General features: G+C 44.5%; 16 protein-coding genes. 1 reads left to right on the forward strand and 15 read right to left on the reverse strand.

Annotated features, from left to right (window positions below):
* Positions 1-66 precede the first annotated feature (66 nt).
* The 6 genes from CW370_RS08835 to CW370_RS08860 form a co-directional block, all read right to left on the reverse strand.
* Complete coding sequence (locus CW370_RS08835; RefSeq protein WP_003228788.1) at positions 67-1,539, reverse strand: nicotinate phosphoribosyltransferase; 1,473 nt, start codon at positions 1,537-1,539, stop codon at positions 67-69.
* A 15-nt stretch (positions 1,540-1,554) separates the two neighbouring features.
* Complete coding sequence (locus tag CW370_RS08840; RefSeq protein WP_014477836.1) at positions 1,555-2,106, reverse strand: cysteine hydrolase family protein; 552 nt, start codon at positions 2,104-2,106, stop codon at positions 1,555-1,557.
* 96 nt (positions 2,107-2,202) lie between these two features.
* On the reverse strand, positions 2,203-2,601 hold the full coding sequence (locus CW370_RS08845) for a YueI family protein (RefSeq protein WP_024572554.1): 399 nt from the start codon (positions 2,599-2,601) through the stop codon (positions 2,203-2,205).
* 71 nt (positions 2,602-2,672) lie between these two features.
* Positions 2,673-2,921 carry a YueH family protein gene (locus CW370_RS08850; protein WP_021480501.1) on the reverse strand — a complete coding sequence of 83 codons (249 nt, stop codon included), beginning with the start codon at positions 2,919-2,921 and terminating at the stop codon, positions 2,673-2,675.
* Between the two features lie 72 nt (positions 2,922-2,993).
* Positions 2,994-3,215, reverse strand: coding sequence for a spore germination protein (locus tag CW370_RS08855; protein WP_015384524.1), 222 nt, complete (start codon positions 3,213-3,215; stop codon positions 2,994-2,996).
* Positions 3,216-3,274: 59 nt separating this feature from the next.
* On the reverse strand, positions 3,275-4,384 hold the full coding sequence (locus CW370_RS08860) for an AI-2E family transporter (RefSeq protein WP_015483636.1): 1,110 nt from the start codon (positions 4,382-4,384) through the stop codon (positions 3,275-3,277).
* 114 nt (positions 4,385-4,498) lie between these two features.
* On the opposite strand from CW370_RS08860, the gene CW370_RS08865 reads away from it, so the two are divergent.
* The gene (locus CW370_RS08865) at positions 4,499-4,888 is read left to right on the forward strand and encodes a DUF2283 domain-containing protein (protein ID WP_024572555.1); all 390 of its coding nucleotides are present in this window, start codon (positions 4,499-4,501) and stop codon (positions 4,886-4,888) included.
* 40 nt (positions 4,889-4,928) lie between these two features.
* On the opposite strand, the gene CW370_RS08870 is transcribed toward CW370_RS08865, so the two are convergent.
* The 9 genes from CW370_RS08870 to CW370_RS08910 all read right to left on the reverse strand — a co-directional run bounded on the left by CW370_RS08870 (position 4,929) and on the right by CW370_RS08910 (position 17,104).
* Positions 4,929-5,165: a YuzF family protein gene (locus CW370_RS08870; RefSeq protein WP_003220677.1), complete on the reverse strand. Its 237-nt coding sequence runs from the start codon at positions 5,163-5,165 to the stop codon at positions 4,929-4,931.
* A 176-nt stretch (positions 5,166-5,341) separates the two neighbouring features.
* Positions 5,342-5,872, reverse strand: a complete 531-nt coding sequence (locus CW370_RS08875; RefSeq protein WP_003244444.1) for an HD domain-containing protein — start codon at positions 5,870-5,872, stop codon at positions 5,342-5,344.
* 197 nt (positions 5,873-6,069) lie between these two features.
* Positions 6,070-6,801: a (S)-benzoin forming benzil reductase gene (locus CW370_RS08880; RefSeq protein WP_101169586.1), complete on the reverse strand. Its 732-nt coding sequence runs from the start codon at positions 6,799-6,801 to the stop codon at positions 6,070-6,072.
* Positions 6,802-6,863: 62 nt separating this feature from the next.
* Complete coding sequence (gene essA, locus CW370_RS08885; protein ID WP_015251327.1) at positions 6,864-7,319, reverse strand: type VII secretion protein EssA; 456 nt, start codon at positions 7,317-7,319, stop codon at positions 6,864-6,866.
* Positions 7,320-7,350: 31 nt separating this feature from the next.
* The gene (esaA, locus tag CW370_RS08890; protein WP_024572887.1) at positions 7,351-10,587 is read right to left on the reverse strand and encodes a type VII secretion protein EsaA; all 3,237 of its coding nucleotides are present in this window, start codon (positions 10,585-10,587) and stop codon (positions 7,351-7,353) included.
* Positions 10,584-15,071 (reverse strand): type VII secretion protein EssC, encoded by a 4,488-nt coding sequence (essC, locus tag CW370_RS08895; RefSeq protein WP_029946140.1) that lies wholly within the window; start codon positions 15,069-15,071, stop codon positions 10,584-10,586. Before essC ends, esaA begins: the two co-directional genes overlap by 4 nt.
* A gap of 60 nt (positions 15,072-15,131) precedes the next feature.
* Positions 15,132-16,487 carry a type VII secretion protein EssB gene (gene essB, locus CW370_RS08900; protein WP_024573120.1) on the reverse strand — a complete coding sequence of 452 codons (1,356 nt, stop codon included), beginning with the start codon at positions 16,485-16,487 and terminating at the stop codon, positions 15,132-15,134.
* 14 nt (positions 16,488-16,501) lie between these two features.
* The gene (gene yukD, locus CW370_RS08905; protein WP_003228763.1) at positions 16,502-16,741 is read right to left on the reverse strand and encodes an ESX secretion system protein YukD; all 240 of its coding nucleotides are present in this window, start codon (positions 16,739-16,741) and stop codon (positions 16,502-16,504) included.
* A gap of 69 nt (positions 16,742-16,810) precedes the next feature.
* A complete protein-coding gene (locus tag CW370_RS08910; protein ID WP_003220661.1) occupies positions 16,811-17,104 on the reverse strand; it encodes a WXG100 family type VII secretion target in 294 nt (97 codons plus the stop codon).
* Positions 17,105-17,300: the final 196 nt, after the last annotated feature.

Below are 17,300 nucleotides of genomic sequence, written 5' to 3' on the forward strand. Positions count from 1 at the left end.
TAAACATGAAAAATAATATATACATAAAGAAAACTGGCCCTTCGCGAACGAAAGGCCAGTTTTTCTTTATTCTTCCTCAAGCTCTTCTTCAATTCTGCTTTTCACTTCGTGGATCCGCTGCATTTTATTGCTCCAGCAGTCCTCGCTTAAATCAACCGGGTATTCCTCCGGCTTGCTGATTCTCTTATATTCCTCCCAAAGCAGGCTGAGGTTATCCTGCACATACTGCTGTATGTCTGAAATCTCAGGGTTTTGGTAGCAAAGAATACCCTTCTCAAAAATCAGCTCATGAAGATCCTTCGCATAAAAATTCGTGACAAATTTGCTGATGAATGTATGAACCGGGTGGAACATTCTGAGCCGCTTCTGATCATTCACCTGCTCATCATAAAGCGCAATATAGTCGCCTTCAGAATGATGGTTGGACTGATTAATAATGCGGTAGACTTTCTTTCTGCCCGGTGTCGTCACTTTTTCAGGATTGGACGAAATTTTGATCGTGTCGACCATTTTCCCGTCTTCTTCAATGGCAACGAGTTTATAAACTGCGCCGAGAGCCGGCTGGTCATAGGCAGTGATCAGCTTCGTACCGACACCCCAGACATCAATGCGCGCTCCCTGAGCCTTTAAATTCATAATGGTGTGCTCATCCAAATCGCTTGAAGCAATCACCTTCGCATCTGTAAATCCTGCTTCATCAAGCATTTTCCGGGCTTTTTTTGACAGGTACGCCAAATCGCCGCTGTCCAGACGGATGCCAATGAAATTAATGCGGTCGCCGAATTCCTTGGCAACCCTAATCGCGTTCGGCATGCCTGAACGAAGCGTGTCATACGTGTCAACTAAGAAGACGCAATCCTTATGTGTTTCCGCGTATTTTTTGAAAGCTGTATATTCATCGCGGTAAGCCTGCACAAGCGCATGCGCATGTGTGCCGGAAACCGGGATATTAAAGCGCTTTCCGGCTCTTACATTGCTTGTCGCGCTAAAGCCGCCGATTAAGGCTGCTCTCGCTCCCCACATGGCCGCATCCATTTCGTGCGCCCGTCTTGTTCCGAATTCAAGCGCAACTTCATCACCGATGACGCCTTTAATCCGGGCAGCCTTTGTTGCGATTAATGTTTGATAGTTCACAATGTTGAGCAAAGCTGTTTCAATCAGCTGCGCTTCTACCAGGGGTGCCTCCACCCTCATAATCGGCTCATTGTTAAAAACGAGTTCTCCTTCTTTCATGGAGTAAAGTGAACCTGTAAAAGATAAGCCGCGCAAATATTCAATAAAATCTTCATGATACCCGAGTTCATCCTGTAAATAACTCAAATCGCTATCCGTAAACTTGAAATTTTCCAAGTATTCAATGGCTTTTTCCAAGCCCGCAAATACGGCATAGCCATTTTCAAACGGAAGCCTTCTGAAAAACAGCTCAAAAATCGCTTTCTTTTCATGAATGCCGTCTCTCCAGTACGTTTCCGCCATATTGATCTGATAAAGGTCTGTATGTAATGACAGGCTGTCATCTTTAAATCCGTACTCTAACACTGTTTTTCCCCTTCCTTACTCTGCCACTTGCGCTCCGATGCTGTTTGCAAAATGGGAAAGAGCCCATGCGTGCCCCTCCTGATTAAAGCTGGCAACAGCTTGTTTATGCACAACAATCCGAAAACCTTTGTTGTATGCGTCAACAGCTGTATGCAACACACAAATATCTGTGCAGACACCGGCAAGATGCAGTTCGCCAATCTGCCGCTCTCTGAGTTTGAGCTCTAAATCAGTTCCCGCAAAAGCAGAATATCTCGTTTTTTCCATGTAGTAAACATTAGGTTCATGTTCATGTTTCTGATATAGAGGCAAAAGCTTTCCGTACAGATCTTTTCCTTCCGTGCCTTTTATATTATGCGGAGGAAAAAGACGGGTTTCAGGGTGATATTGATCCCCTTCATCATGAGAATCTACTGCTAATACGACGTAATCACCGTTTGTGATGAATTCTTCAGTTAAATTGACGATCGCCTCTTCAATCATTCTGCCGGGCTCCCCGCAGGTCAATTTTCCGTCACTCGCCACAAAATCATTCGTATAATCAATACAAATAAGTGCTTTTTTCATAGCCGGCCTCCCCGCCATCAGTATGAGAACATTATATCTTATCTCCAGTTGTAAGTGAATTGCCATGAATAAAAAGACAAACGGTCCGTTTGTCTCTTAAGATTTCAGCACTGACCGATTATAAATGTCGTCCTGAATATATATCAATTCACGATTCACAGCGATGTCAGCCGCAATGACGAGGCCTAAAGGCGTATGAAACTGAAGATCAGATACAATCTTGAAGGGCACTCCGTATCGATTCGCCATTTGGATATAAGGAGAATAAGACTGGTACTGAAGCTCTCCATTAATCAAAAGGGTGACGTTATGGCTGTTTTTCAGCTCTTGTTCCGCCTCTTTATACGGTTTGCTTCTAAGCACTTGTCCTTTCGTCAATGCCAAAACGACTCTTTCTCTTAAAGAGCCTAAAAACAAATGGCGCTCGTCAGGTTTTGTCTCCAAAGGCCCATACATTCCTTGCTGCAAATAGAGATCCATTTTATCTTCACTCAAAAGCCTGTCCTCCCGTCTTGTTTGTCTTCATTATCACCTGATCAGGCAGGAGCTAAACTTTCAAGCGCCGCTTACATTTCTGTTACCCAATGAATGATTTTTTTGGCCAGCTCACCAGCAGGGATTTCCTCTGTATGCCGGCGCAACGACGCTTCCAGCCGTTCAGGCAGAGTTGCTTTATCTTCTTCATAGGAAATGATCGTGCTCCACTCCAGCTGCGGTACCGCTACAAGCGTGCGCAGTTCTTTTCTGTTTTCATGCAGATACACGTCCGTGATCATTCCGGTTTGCGTATTGATATTTGCTTTTCTGATTTTCATAACATGACCTCTCTATTCAAAGACTACCCATATTATACAATAAAAAAGCAACAGCCTCTTGTGAAAAGGCTGTTACCCGTTAAACGAAACTGTTTCATCAGTGATATCGGCATCTTTGAAGAGAGTTTTACTCGTTTGGTTGTTAATCTTCACAAAATCACCAAGCTGAAATGCGCCTGACCCCGCCCCTGAATGAGCGACGCTTTTGGGCGAAATCGCAAATACGTCTCCAAAGCTTGCCGCGGCATTACCCGTAACTGACATGATATAAATCGGCCCCACAATTGCAGGCATTTCCCCACCTCCGCATTGATTTACAGCATCATATGCAAAGAGCCGCTAATGGTGCCCGCCTATTCAGCTGGCTTTGCGTTTTCCTCGAGTCGTGACCGCTGGCGCAGCTTGATCAAGCGGACAATATTCAGGAAGAACGCCTTCACTACCGCATAAACCGGCACCGCTAAAATCATGCCGAGAATTCCACCGAAGCTTCCCGCTCCGATTAACAGCAAAATAATCGTAAGCGGATGGGTATTCAGACGCTTTCCGATCACAAGAGGAGACAGCAGGTTTCCGTCCAGCTGCTGAACGATGACGACCACAATAATCGCAAACAGCGCTTTGGCCGGCGAGTCCATAAAACCGACAATGACAGCCGGCGCGGCACCGAGAAAAGGCCCGACATAGGGAATGATATTGGTAATCGCCATGACAATCCCAAGAATCAGGGCATACGGCAGTCCGGCAATTAAATAGCCGATAAAACACGCTGTTCCGACAAAAAGACAGATTAGCAGCTGCCCCTGGAAATATGCCGCTAGCGTATCGGATAAATCTTTAAAAATCTTTAAGCCTTCTGTCCGATAAGAAGCCGGTAGAATTTTTACTGCCAAATGCGGAAAGCGGTGTCCGTCTTTCAGCATGTAAAAAAGGATAAATGGAACAGTAATAATAACAAGCGTGATGTTTGTCACGACGCCAAACACCGCAGATAAACTGGACGTGATATTTTGCGGCAGGTTTTGGAGAAAACTTGTCAATGACTGTTCAATTTTTGATATCGATACATAATCCTGGTTCATCATCCAGGTAAACCATTGAGAATGGGACAAATCCTTTGTCAGCGCCTGAATCTGTTTTATATAATCAGGAAGGTTGTTAAACAGCCCTGTCACCTGTGAGGTGATGATAGGTCCGACTGACGCTGAAATAAAGGCAAGCAAACCGATAAACAGTAAATAGATCAATAGAATGGATAATGTCCGCGGAATTTTTTTCTCAAGCAGGCGGACGACCGGATTAAATATGAAATACAAAATTCCCGCAATCAGCATCGGGAAAAACAATGTCGAGATAAAAACAATAAACGGCTGAAATACAAATGAAACTTTTGTTGCTACATAAATAATCAGCAAAACAAATAAAATCTGCAATGTCCAAAAATGGACTTTTGATTTCAACAAGCTTTGTTCCTCCTAGTTTTTCTTTGTCTGTCAGATAAAAGAACTTATACCCCATCATTGTAACAAAAAAGAACTCATATCAGAACTCTTAATATAATGAAAGGAGTGTTGGTGATGAAGGCCGTGACATACGATACAGATTCAGAACTGGCTTATATCTATGTTCTTCCTCCGGAAAAGAACAGGAATGTACGGACTGAGGAGCTCAGAGTCAATGATTGTCTCCTGCTGGATATCAGCCAAGACGGCAAAATCGCCGGATTCGAATGTTTTGGTGAGGCAGCACACCTCTGTGCCCCATTTGCCGGGAAATCCCGGCTATATGTAAAAGATTCAGACGGTTATCATTTTCGGGTCTGCCAGCATGCTTCAGTCCGTTCCTGCTATACGGTGTACGGTGTCACTTTCTGTTTTTCAGATGGTGACTATCAGGAATTTGCCGGCTTTGACCTTGACGGAACAATGTATCATAGTGCGTTTTTACAGCGCTTAACTGAAAAATAGGACGTCCCGGTGTACGCCTATTTTTCATGCGCAAGCACTGTTAGACCCGCTCACTGTAATCTGGGGTGACGGAAATCATGTGCTGGATTCTGATCAAACAAACAGAATTTCGGGCTCCTTCAATTGTGATATGGTCAGGTTTTACATCGATCAGTCTGCCTCTGACCGTATCTCGTACTGTCTGTATAACGAACCTTGAGCCGATGAGCTTTTTAATGGTCTGATAGACATAAGGATCGACTAAAGAGACCAGTTGCGGACTACCTTGGTTGACCATACTTTTATCCCCTTTGTGTGTTTTATCTCAGCTTATGCCGCGCTTATGGATAATGACACAGGCTTACCTGATAAAACAAAGGGGTGCGGAGATTTTAGGAGAATACGTTTGGAAGCGGGTGTAAAGGAAGTATCGATGAAGCGGAGACAGCGAAGAAAGCTGGCGCTGTTCCGTACTTATACAGGCTTTATCACGGATGCCTGGGCTTGGTCGATTAATTGGTCCAGCTTTTCTATTTTTTTTCGTGCGGTTGAAGGATCAATTTGGCGGTAATGATGGTGGCCGCCCGGCTCTTCATCCAGTTCGTCCGCTTTTTTGACAATCTGCTGCAGCGTGTTTTTATCTAATTCGCCTTCAGGCAAATAGGAATCTGTATGAAGCAAAATGGCTAGTGCAATCTCTTTTGCCGCTTTCGGTTCCTCGCCAAGCCGAATCAGAAGCTTATGCGCCCGTTCCGCCCCTTTAATGGCATGAATGTCATTTCTTTTGTATTTCTCATAATCCCACTTTCCGTCTGTATACCATTCATAATGGCCGATGTCATGAAGCAGTGCCGCTTTTGCTGCTAAATCAGGATTAATGTCAGCCTTCACAGACAGCCTGTATGCATGATAAGCGCAGGCAATCGCATGTGCCACGCCGGAACGCTGAAGATATTTTTGTGCAATTGGATGGGTGAAAACATCCATTAATGTAACCTTTCTCATGGAAACCCCTCCTTTAGATATTTTTAGAATCCTAACATAATTTGCAGAGAAACTCAATTCTTATGTCACATCATTTTGATCTTCTTATCATCATTGTTATACCCTAAAAGCAGCGTTTCAGTCAGTATATGTGGCTGTTCAATAAAATGCGATGGCTGTAGCCTTTTGTATAAAAAAAAGAGCAGAAAATATCTGCTCTACAAAAACTCTTTAATATCATAAATGCGGCCGTTTTCCGTCCCTTTTTCTAGTAAAGAAAGCAGCGTGCCGGCAATAAAGTCCGGACTGCGAAGGCTTCCTGTTTCATTTAATTTCCGGAATCGTTCAATGTGGTGGAAATCCTTTTTCGATGAAGAACGGATGACGGCCTGCATCTCAGTGTCCATCACTCCAGGTGAGAACGAAATCATGTTCACCGGCAGCTCTTCATCCTCCTGTTCAAATCCGAATGTCCTCGTAAACATGTCGAGCCCGGCTTTTGAACTGCAATACGCGCTCCATCCCTTATATGGATTTTTGGCGGCTCCTGAAGTAATGTTAACAACCGTCTTTTTGCCACTGTATGAAGCAAACCGTTTTGTAAACAGCTGACTCAAAAGCACGGGCGCAGTCAGGTTCAGCTGATAATGGCGCTGAAGCTCGTCAAGAGACGCTTCGCCGGCACGTTTGATCGGCGTTACCATTCCGGCGTTATTGATAAGGGTAATACCAGAATAACGATCTGGATCGATGGATGAGAGCAATGTTTCAAATTGCTGTTCAGCTTGTTCAAGATTGATGAGGTCTATTTGATGCTGCGTTAGTTTTTTGTGAGAGACATCTGTTTTCGTTCTGGATAAGGTATGGACTTCATGCCCCTTTTCTAAAGCCTGTAATGCAACGGCTTGACCCAGCCCTTTTGACGCTCCGGTGATGATATAAAGTTCCATTGGAAACCTCCTTTTCCATTATTATTGTACGGCACTGCTTTTACACAACACAAGCACGCGGCCTACGCCTTCTTGTTTTCCTGCGCTGTGACTTTTGGGATGAGGAACACGATGCCTGCAATTCCGAGCAGGATCAGTACGACATAGATCATCGGCAGCAGCAATGATGATGTTTCTTGTTCATCTTCTGTTTCCGTTGATGATGTCTTTGTTATTGGTTTTTCAGCAAATGTAATTCCAAGCTGTTTCGACTGGGCCGCAATCGTGTTGGAATCCTCGGCATTTGTTGATGTAAACAAATCTTTTATCAGCTCGGCGTCCTTGTCCTTCGGTTTATCAAAAGTAATATCCTTCTGTTCCTCAGGCAGTTCTGTTTTTTCTTCATAGTAGGTATCTTCATGCAAATAATTCGTATCGATTTCGATGTCTTTTTTCTCATACTGGTTTGGCGCGACATCTGTATTTTCTTCAGTTTGGGCAGCCGCGGCAGAGGGTATGAAAAGGGAAAAGGAGAGCATACAAATCATGATCCCCTTTTCCATGCTGCGATTACGCTTCATACGTTTCATCGCTTTCTGCTGTGTGTTCAGCCATCAGCCGGATAATCAGCGGCAGAGCCGCGGCAATCACCGTAATGATCAGCAGAACTGTTATTCCCATTGTAAACAAGTGCCCAGTACCGTACTGGATGTCGATATATACTTTCGAAACCGGATCTTCAAATGTAAAGTTCGGCATGATCAAATCAATAAGCGGTGCGACATAGAATAGAATCATAGCTGCTGAAGCAACCCATCCAGGGATTGATCCGAATCTGAATGCCGTCCGGATGAAGGCAGAGCTTGCGACCAGCAATAGAATCGTGAACACCGACCACTTAATCGTCTGATCGTCCGGCAGTGAATAAATATTCAAACCGAACAAGCTGATCATAAGTCCGACAAGGATATTCAGAATTCCGAATAACGCTCCTTTGACGAGAAGCGGTGCGTTTTGGTAATACGAGCTGAAATAGCCGATTAACAGACTGCTGATCAACACAATGACAAGGATGACAACCGGCGGTACCGTCTGAATTTTTTCTTCCGGAACCTCTCCGCTGATTTTAAGCGGATTCGCTAAGTAATCATATACATAGCCATTGTTTTGCCCGTCTACTAATGTGTTTCCGAGTATGCCGTATACGTCATTGCGCACGAGTTTCGTGGAGGCGACATTTTTCCCCCAGTTGTTGTTTAAGGTGTCGGCTTTCGCTTGAACATCATTGACGCTTTGCTGCATGTTGGTTGTGTAATCAATGATGCCTGACTGGCGATCAGACAATGAACCCATCATTTCTGACATTTGCAGCACTTCCTGGCCGACCGTATCTTGGACACTCAGTGCCATGGTGCCAGACAGCCCGTCGTTGCTGAACGTCGCAGATTCCTGTGTTGCGCCTGTTACCAGCTGTTCTGTCGCTTTTGCGGCACTTTCAGAGATTTTCGTCAGTTCGTCGAGAACACCTGCTTGAGAGTCACGGATAAAGCCGCTGTAGTCGTCCGCAAACTTGGTCATTCCGTCGATGAAGCTGTTAATATCTTCATCAGTTTGCATCGTGTTGTTTTTGAGAGCTTCCCAGCTGGCTGATTCTTCCGGTGTGAGAGCCAGGATGGATTTGACTTTGCCCTGCTGGCCTTCAATGGCATTGGTTTTCGCAGCGCTGTCTATCGTGCCGGATAATACAGAGTCATAAACAGATAGATATTTATAGTATCTCATTAAAGCGGAGATGCTTTCTGTATTGATTTCTCCTGAAAATTGAAGCTGATCTTTATTTTCAAGCTCGCGAATCGCACTGTATATCCCTTCAAACTCCCGCTTCCGTTTCGCTTCGAGTCTTTTGAGATTATCATCGAGTGTTTTCACTTGGTCTTTGAGATCATCTATTTCATCATTAAGGCCGTCCATTTGCTCTTTCAATTCTTGAAGCTTCTTCTTCAGTGCTTCATTATGTGTATTTTCTTTTTCCTTCAGCTCTTCTTCAATTTGCTTGATTCGCTCGGACGCTTTGCTGAGCTGTTCTTTTGCTTTGGCGATATCAGAAATGTCATCGTTTCCTGGTTGATCTTGGTCCCCAGGCTCCGTCGTATCTTCGCCGCTACCGGTATCTCCTGAATCTCCGGTTCCGCCTTCATTTGCCAGCTTGATAAATTGAAGGGCTGAATCAGAAGATGCAGTCTGTTCGGCAGATGTGCCCGTTTCGGATTGTCCGCTGTCGGACGCACCATCAGAGGCATCGCCGTTCTGCTCCTGACCGTCTGTTCCCTTCTGCTGGTCTTGATCCTGAGTACTGCCGTCCGTTTGTCCGTCATTACCAGTATCACTGCTGTTATTGTCGTTCCCTGTGTCACCCTGTGTATCATCGGGCTTTGTACTGCCCCCGTCATCAGGTTTTTCTGGATTATCAGTGGACGGATCGTCTGGTTCAGTACCCGGGTCCTCCGGTGTTGGGTCCTCTTTTTCAGGCTCCTTCAGATTGTCTGAAATATCCTGAATATCAGCAGCGATATTTTTCAGTTCTTCACGCTGTTTTTCAAGATCAATTTTGAGTTCTTCAGGATCTTCTTCTTTAGGGTCTTTATCTTTATCATTGTTGTCAGAACCATCGTCTATGACTGGGTCGTCCCCTTTCGCAACTGTCAATGCCTGACGTGCCGGGACAAGCAATTCATACACCTGATTTAGTGCAGCCTGTCTTGATGCGGCCTGATATTGTTCGATTAAATTACTTTGGATTTTTGCCATGCCAAGTTCCTGCTGGGACACTTGCCCTTCCCTAATTTGCTGGGCGTTTGCCAGCACATTACTGGTTTGTCCGAGCTGTGTCTTCGCTTGGCTGATCCCAGTTGCCAATCCGCTCATGCGTTCGCTGAACTGATTCGCCTTTTGCTGTGCCTGGATGGCATCCAGACCTGTCCGGATTTGCTGCTGTGTTGAATCCTGGGCTGCCAAAAGCAGCTTTTTCTGATTTTCTTGATATTCCTTGTATCTTTCAACTGTTTCAATGAATTCTTTCAACGTGTTTTTAGCTTCCTCCGCTGTAGAAGCTTTTTCTTTTGTCGTGCCTTGCGCTTCATTCATTGATTTCTTCAGCTCATCGATTAAGTCTTTTTGCTGTTTGATTTCACCTGCTAAATCATTAGAGCTTGGTTTGTAAAAGTTGTACATGACATTCTGGAATTCAGATTCTTTATTGACGATCTTGTCAAATTCTCCTCTGACGTTGTCCACTTTTTGTGAAACAAAATTCCAGTATAAGGCCGACATTTTTTTGTTCATTGTCTTTTGGGCATCCTCAAGCTCCCGCTGAACTTTTTCTTTGTTAACCGCATTCAGGTTATCTTGAATGCTGAATTCGAGCGTTGCTTTTTGAGGATGGTCTTTGTCATAGCTCAAAATGTTTTTTGAGAAATCTGAGGGAATGTAGACGATCGCATCGTATTTCTTTGAAGCGAGACCGGTCTCGGCCGCGCTTCGGTTTACGACCGTCCACGAATAATCAGGACGTTCACCCAGAACGGCCGCTACTTCCTTGCCGAACTGGGCGGATTTGTCCTCTTCATCAGACTTTACCTCATCACTCAATACGCCTGTGTCTTCATTCACCACCGCGATTTGCCGGGTGGAATTGACTGCTTTTTTCGTCGGGTCGTCTCCGATAAATCGGAAAAACAACACCGGAAGCAGCAAAATGATGATGACGGCGGATATTAACTTGATCAAGCTTTTTCGTTGTTCTGTCATCTAGCACTCTCCCTTTCAGCAGAACATAAAGGAATTTGAACTTTTTGCTCCTTCCCGTTTTCCACAACATATCCGAAGCCCGGCTGAATCTCAGGCTCCTGTCTTTGGTACGGGAGAGGAATGACATTTTGCTCAGATTTTTTCATCAGCAGAATCGCGTGGCGGATTTGCTTCATCTCAGTCGTCAAGGAGTCATAGCCTTTTGAGAATTCGCTGTGATTTCCGCCCGGGATAAAGCTGAACCCAAGATGAGCGTATGATTTCATGAAGTTAGCGAGACGATCTTGTATTCTCGTATCAATCGTCTGCTGGAATCTCGTTATCCCGTCAATCATCAGCACCACTTGTGAGAATCGCAGATTTTGCGCGTCTCCTTGGCGGACGGCTTCCACATACATGGCCTCTCTAGTTTTGAAAATGTCTTCTGCTGTTTCAATCCACTGCTCAATATCTTCTTTCGTTTCCAAATATGAAACATCTGATTCCTTCGCATAATGAGATAAGCCGCGGTCAATCGAGTCAAACAGGCCGATCATTTCAGTTTCATCATCAATCAGATGTTCGAGCATTACTTTTAAGACGTTTGTTTTCCCGCGCTGAGTCTGGCCTAAAATCAGGCAGTGCTTATGCTTGCCTAAATCAAAATAGACTGGGCTGACTGTTTCTTCATGAAGCCCGATCGGTACAGATAAAGGCTTGCGTTCCAGCTTGAAGCGGAGAGAAAATTCTCTCGTAGACAAGCTCTCAGGCAGCATCGGAATCGGTGCCGGCTGCTCCATTGAAGCAAATCGCCCTTGAAGTTTCTGTACGTCTGATTTCAGCTCGTTGAACATGCCGATATCATCATCGGCGTCAACAGGCAGGAACATTTGCGCGAAATAAAGCTCTTCCTTTTGAATGATGACGCGTCCCGGAATCGGCTCAAGATTGAATTTCGGACGGCCGTAAATGGAATATCCTTCTGATTGATCCATGAGATAATGGACAACCTTTGTTTTCAAGTTATTTAACAATGACTGGCGGACAGCATTCACCCGCGTTGCTGTCAGCATAAAGTAGATACCCAAGCTTTGTCCGTCTCTGGAAAGCTGGACAAATTCCGATTCAAGCTCATGCATCTCATCCTTGACAATGTCAAAGTTGTCAATGGTGATAAAGATGAACGGAAGCTCTTCTTCGCTCAGCGCATTGTACATTTTGATGTGGCTGATTTCTTTTTCCCGGAACAAACGTTTACGGCGGTCAATTTCTTCTTTGATGCGAATCATGAACTTTTCAATTTTCCTTGACTGGTCCATCAGGAAGTAATCCGCGGTATGCGGGAGCTTCGCTAATGGCAGCAGCGTTCCGTTTCCGAAATCAAAGATATAGACATGAAGCTCTTCAGGTGTGTATACGTCCGCAAAGCTCATCAGGAACGTTGCGGCTGTAATTGATTTTCCGTAGCCCGAAGAGCCGAAGATGCCGATATTTCCGTCTTCCATCATCTTATAAGCAATTGGCGCCTGTCTTTGCAGATCAGGTTCATCGACATACGCAAAGTGGAAATGGTCTTTTTCGTCTGAAGGGAAAAGAGTGCGCGGAATACGTTCCGCAAGCGGCGGCAGCCAAGGGCTTGGCAGCTTCTCAATTCCCATTTCATCTTGGATGCGTTCAATTTCGTCAACTACAGCTTCGATTTCGGTTTGAACGTCTTTTTTCGCGATATCTTCGGTATCAACCTCAGAAAGCGGGATCAGACCCGTATCTGTAACGATCGCGATTTCATCCTCGGTACCGTAGACTTCCTCTAAGTAAGGCGCCCCGCTCCATGCAGATTGGAACAGCTCATACACTTCATTGTTTCCGACCTGCAAATAGCCGCGGCCTGTTACGGTAATGTTTGCGGCATCGCTGTTTTTCAAAATTTCTTTACTGTCGGTGGCATCCTGGACCTTGAGCGCTACTTTAAAGCGCGAGTTACTCCAGATCTGGTCGTCGATGATGCCGCCTGGCTTCTGTGTCGCCAAAATCAAATGAACGCCGAGGCTTCGTCCGATACGCGCGGCGCTGACAAGCTCCCTGATAAAATCAGGCTCCTCGCTTTTCAGCTCGGCAAACTCATCAGAAATTAAGAACAAGTGAGGCATCGCCACTTCTGCTTTCCCTTGCTTGTATAGCTTTGTATAGTCATTGATGTGATTGACTTGATACTGGTCAAACAGGCGCTGCCTTTTTTTCAGCTCGCTTTTAATGGAAGCAAGCGCACGCATACTGAAGTTTTTGCTTCCTTCAATATTTGTGATCGTGCCGAGGAGGTGGGGAATGTTGCGGAACGGCTGTGCCATTCCTCCGCCCTTATAGTCAATTAATAAGAAAGCCGCTTCGTGCGGATGAAAATGCACTGCAAGTGACAAGATGTAGGTCTGGAGAAATTCACTTTTCCCTGACCCCGTTGTCCCCGCAAGCAAGCCGTGCGGACCGTGTGCTTTTTCGTGAAGGTTCAGATACACAATGTCATCTTTTCCTTTATAGCCGATCGGCACTGACAGCGACTTCGACGATTCACTTGTCAGCCATCTTTGCTGAATGCCGATTTCTTTTACTTCCTTCGCATGAAAAAGCTCCATGAACGATACCGTTTCCGGAATGGAATTCGTAATGCCGACCTGGTGGTTCAGCGTCCGCAGTGTGCGTGAGAACCGTTCGTTGTCCTCACGCTGATGATGATCGAGACGGAACGGAATTCTTACCGCTTTTTTCTTTTGTATTAAAATGTCGCCTTCATGCTCATTAATGTAGCGGACAAGAGTTGTAATGTTTTCCGACAAGCTTTCCTTTGTTTCCGCAGCGACAATTGTCGAGATGCCCAGATGCTCATGCTGTCCTTCTAAATATTCGAGAATGACATGCTCGGAGATCAGCTGCTGATTCGTGATGACAAATACAAAATGCGGTTTGAACTGCAGTTTTTCTTTGTCATCTTCGAGATCACGCTCTCTGATCAATTCGTAAAGTGAAGACAGGAGCTGATCTCGCGTTTGCTCATTATAAATAAACCCTTTTGCATAAATATGGGGCATTTGAAATTGCGGAAGCCACTTCATCCACTCCCAGTCTTTATACTCTTCTTCATGAAAAATAAATACGAAACGCAAATCGTGATAGCTGTTAAAGAACGACAGCTGTCCGATCAGCTGGTGAATCTCATTTTTCACAATTTGCGATTTACCGACAAGCCCCATCGGACCTTCTGCCAAATCAACCGTCACCGGCGCATTGCGGATGTCCTTATAGACGCGCTGCATGTGCTGCGACTTCTCCATGAGGTCATCGATATCACGATTCGCCAAGTCTCCGCCGCTCATATTGATTTCATAGCTTGAAGGGACTGTTCCCGTCCCAAGCCGCAGCTGGAGATAATCCTTGCTTTCAAGTGATTTTTCCCAGATCCGGTCACTGATTTCACTTGTTAAGTATTTCATTTGTTCAAATGAAGGAAAGTGAAATTCAAGAACCTGCTTTTGCTTTTCAGCAAGTGCCTGAAGCTCTTTCCGCTTATTGTCTAAGTAAAGCTTATATACACGCTCCCGTTTTTCCTCGCGTTTTTTCCGCTGGTTTTTATCCCGGAAATATTGCACAGTCGAGGTAATGAGAGTCATCATAAACATCGCCAAAGAAACGAGTATAAATATGCCGCGCGGCTGGATGATGGCAACTACGCCCATCACGATCAGCATCACAAGCGGAGGCAGGATGACGAGCCACAGCCCTCTGTTGGTTTGATCGCTCTCCTGAGAGGGAAAACTGAAAGAAACGCGGTCATCCGGCAGATCGTATACCATCCGCGGCGTTCTTCTGTACTGCGGATATTTTTTCTGCATCTCTGTACTCGGTTTGACCGTTTCTGTTAACGCTGTTTCAAACTGGGCATAATGAACAATTTCTAAAAGGTCTTGTTCCGTCACCCTCATTTGCGTGAAGTTCCAGAATATTTCGTCCCCCGGATTAAGCGGCGTATTGTCGTTGATTTTCTCTCCGTTCAAGAAGATAGACCCGTTTTCAGGGCGGACCGACCAGCTGCCGCCTGAACGAAGCAAAGAAAACGTGCTTTGTTCTGCAAATGCAAAGTCTTGCGGATTCAGATAAATATCTGCATTCGTTTTTTCTGAGGAACATACAATTTCATCCCGATTTCCCGTAAAATAAACGGATTTCTCAGGTTCACTGCCCGTCAATATCAAGCGTATATCCTGCTGATCCGTTTGGAGAGTAAATGATGTATCCGTCTCAATCGTGCCGAGACAATCATTTCCCAGGAAAACTTCGTATTGGCCGCCGGATTCCTTTCTTTTAAGAGAAATCACTCCGCTATTAAATGGAATGGAGCTGATCGTAACAGAATCCTTCACATCAGGCCCTATGGTCACCGGATGAGACGACGGGAGGTTAGACAGATTTAATTTTTGAACGTTATTTTGGTAAAAAACCCATAATAGACTCAAATGGCGAACCCCCTTACGGCCGAATGGCAGCATGCGATGACCTGTGCTTCATGTCTCACGTTATTTGTCATCTTTTTTCTCATCTTTCTTTTCTGTTTCTTTTTTCTCGTCTTCTTTTTTCTTCTGTTCTTCTTTTTTCGCTTTTTCCTCGGCTGCGGCTTTTTCTTCTGCCGCTTTCTCTTCTGCTTGTTTTTCTTCGTCTGTTTGTGTCTGTTCTTCGCTTGTATCGACTAACGATGTTTCAGAATTAGACTGTTTATTTTCTTGACGTTCTTTTTGGGCTTTTTCAAGCTCACTATTTACTGAGTCAAGTTCTTTTTGTATGTCTTCATCATTTGTATCCTCAGATAAAAGCTGCTGTTTATATTTAGCTAGGGCAAAGTAAATATAATCATTGTATTCAAGCTTACGGCCGATACTGATCGCTTCTTTGTATTCTCCTCGACCATAATCAATCCAATACAAGAAATGCTGAGGGTCTGATTGAAGGGTGACTAAGTTATTTTCTATATTTTTGGTTTTTGCACTCCCCAGGTTTTCGACCTCAACATAGGACGTCGCCAGCTGATACTGCACCGATTCAGGCAGGCTTTCCGCATCGTACTTGGACAGTGTGCTGATGACTTCACTGTACTGCTTGTTTAAGAACGCACGGTTGCTGTCCACTATCGCCTGGTGCTTTGGCTGCGCGAAAAATAAGGCGTACATCGAATAAATAAGTGCCGGTACAAGCAAAACAATGAGCCCCAGGCCGATATATCGCTGGATGTTCCACTTCTTTCTCGGGATATGTATGTATGTTTTTGCTTTGGCTTCGAGCTCATCAATATGGGTTTGAATCAGCTCGAGCAAATCATCATAGGATTCAGCATCTAATATCGCCTTTGCCTCTGCGGAGAACGTCAGCGTTTCATTGAATTTCAGGTAGTCTTCAAACGCAAAAGCGCCGTCAACTGCCAAAGCCGCTGCCGCTTTCAGCTCCTGCCATACTCTTTCCTCATCACGCTCGTAAGGAGGAATACTTTCTTTTACTCCATAATGGAGAAAATAAGGCGTAAGCCCTTTATCGAATACAATGTTTTCAGGAGCGACAATCAAATTCAGCCTCGACAGATTGTGCTGCTGTACGGCTTGAACAAGCTGATAGGCAAACTGCCATTTACTTTTTTTATCCTTAGCTTTCATGAAGCGGAATGCTTTATAGGAGGAGGGAGGTTGGATTGTGATGATTACTTCATCATCCGTCACATCGATTTCTTTATGAAAAAATGGATTTATATCTTTGATCACGTTAGCTTCAAGACCGTCGAGAAGCTTTATTTTTTCCCGTTGAAAGGTAAATGTATAGCCGGCATCTGTTTTCTCGGCAACAGCTTCTAATTGGTTTTCTAAATATGATTTTTGTTTACCTGACATTCAACCAGATCCTTTCATAATATTTCAAGCCGGTCTCCGTTTGTAATGCCGCAATCAGACAGCTTGCATTCTCCGGAAAACACCTTATCCTTGTTCACCACTCTGATCCAGTGCCCTTCGCGCGGAGGCATAGATACGCTTTGGGCCTGCCAAGCAATATCAATTACTTTTTTCACCGGGTGGTAATCTGACAATCTGAGATCAAAGACACTGCCGTTATAATGTTTCAAATCTATTGTAATATCAATATACATTTAGGATCACCCTTACATAGAAAGAGCGCCGTCTTCTTTTGAATCAGGCGCTCCTTCCCTTTCATACTGTTATCCGCGGATTTGATTTGCGATGTCTTGGTCAGTAGACTCAAGTGTATTTGCTGTTTGATCAAGCTGCTGATTCACATCTTGAAGCAAATCTGACATTTTGATAAATGAAGGTTTGAGCTGCTCGTATTGATCTGCGAACGCTTCGCTTGAAGCACCTTCCCACATGCTTTTCAAATCAGAGATCATTCGGTTTAAACGATCAACCTGATTTAATACTTCTTGGCTTTCAACGCCGTATTGCTTCGCCATCGCTCTTAGCTCTTCGGGTGTGACACGAATTAATCCTGCCATATTCCTCATTACCTCCTGTGCCATCAGCCTAAATATGGGCTAATTCACTTATTTTTAGAACGTCATTATTATAAAAACAGTTTTTCGGCATAGTCAAACAAATATGTTTTAATTTTACAAAATGAGTCCAATGGTTTACCCCGAATCACTTAAAAATGACATATACTGTAAAGTAAATAGGTTTATTTTCTTAATC

Source organism: Bacillus sp. SN32 (genome assembly GCF_002837495.1).
Lineage (GTDB): Bacteria > Bacillota > Bacilli > Bacillales > Bacillaceae > Bacillus > Bacillus subtilis.

Excerpts from the sequence above, each read along its gene's own strand:
- essA (WP_015251327.1), bottom strand. The coding sequence starts at position 7,319 with ATGCTCTCCTTTTCCCTTTTCATACCCTCTGCCGCGGCTGCCCAAACT.
- CW370_RS08850 (WP_021480501.1), bottom strand. The coding sequence starts at position 2,921 with ATGAAAATCAGAAAAGCAAATATCAATACGCAAACCGGAATGATCACG.
- yukD (WP_003228763.1), bottom strand. The coding sequence starts at position 16,741 with ATGTATATTGATATTACAATAGATTTGAAACATTATAACGGCAGTGTC.
- CW370_RS08875 (WP_003244444.1), bottom strand. The coding sequence starts at position 5,872 with ATGAGAAAGGTTACATTAATGGATGTTTTCACCCATCCAATTGCACAA.
- CW370_RS08855 (WP_015384524.1), bottom strand. The coding sequence starts at position 3,215 with ATGCCTGCAATTGTGGGGCCGATTTATATCATGTCAGTTACGGGTAAT.
- CW370_RS08840 (WP_014477836.1), bottom strand. The coding sequence starts at position 2,106 with ATGAAAAAAGCACTTATTTGTATTGATTATACGAATGATTTTGTGGCG.
- CW370_RS08865 (WP_024572555.1), top strand. The coding sequence starts at position 4,499 with ATGAAGGCCGTGACATACGATACAGATTCAGAACTGGCTTATATCTAT.
- CW370_RS08880 (WP_101169586.1), bottom strand. The coding sequence starts at position 6,801 with ATGGAACTTTATATCATCACCGGAGCGTCAAAAGGGCTGGGTCAAGCC.
- esaA (WP_024572887.1), bottom strand. The coding sequence starts at position 10,587 with ATGACAGAACAACGAAAAAGCTTGATCAAGTTAATATCCGCCGTCATC.
- CW370_RS08910 (WP_003220661.1), bottom strand. The coding sequence starts at position 17,104 with ATGGCAGGATTAATTCGTGTCACACCCGAAGAGCTAAGAGCGATGGCG.
- CW370_RS08870 (WP_003220677.1), bottom strand. The coding sequence starts at position 5,165 with ATGGTCAACCAAGGTAGTCCGCAACTGGTCTCTTTAGTCGATCCTTAT.
- essB (WP_024573120.1), bottom strand. The coding sequence starts at position 16,487 with ATGTCAGGTAAACAAAAATCATATTTAGAAAACCAATTAGAAGCTGTT.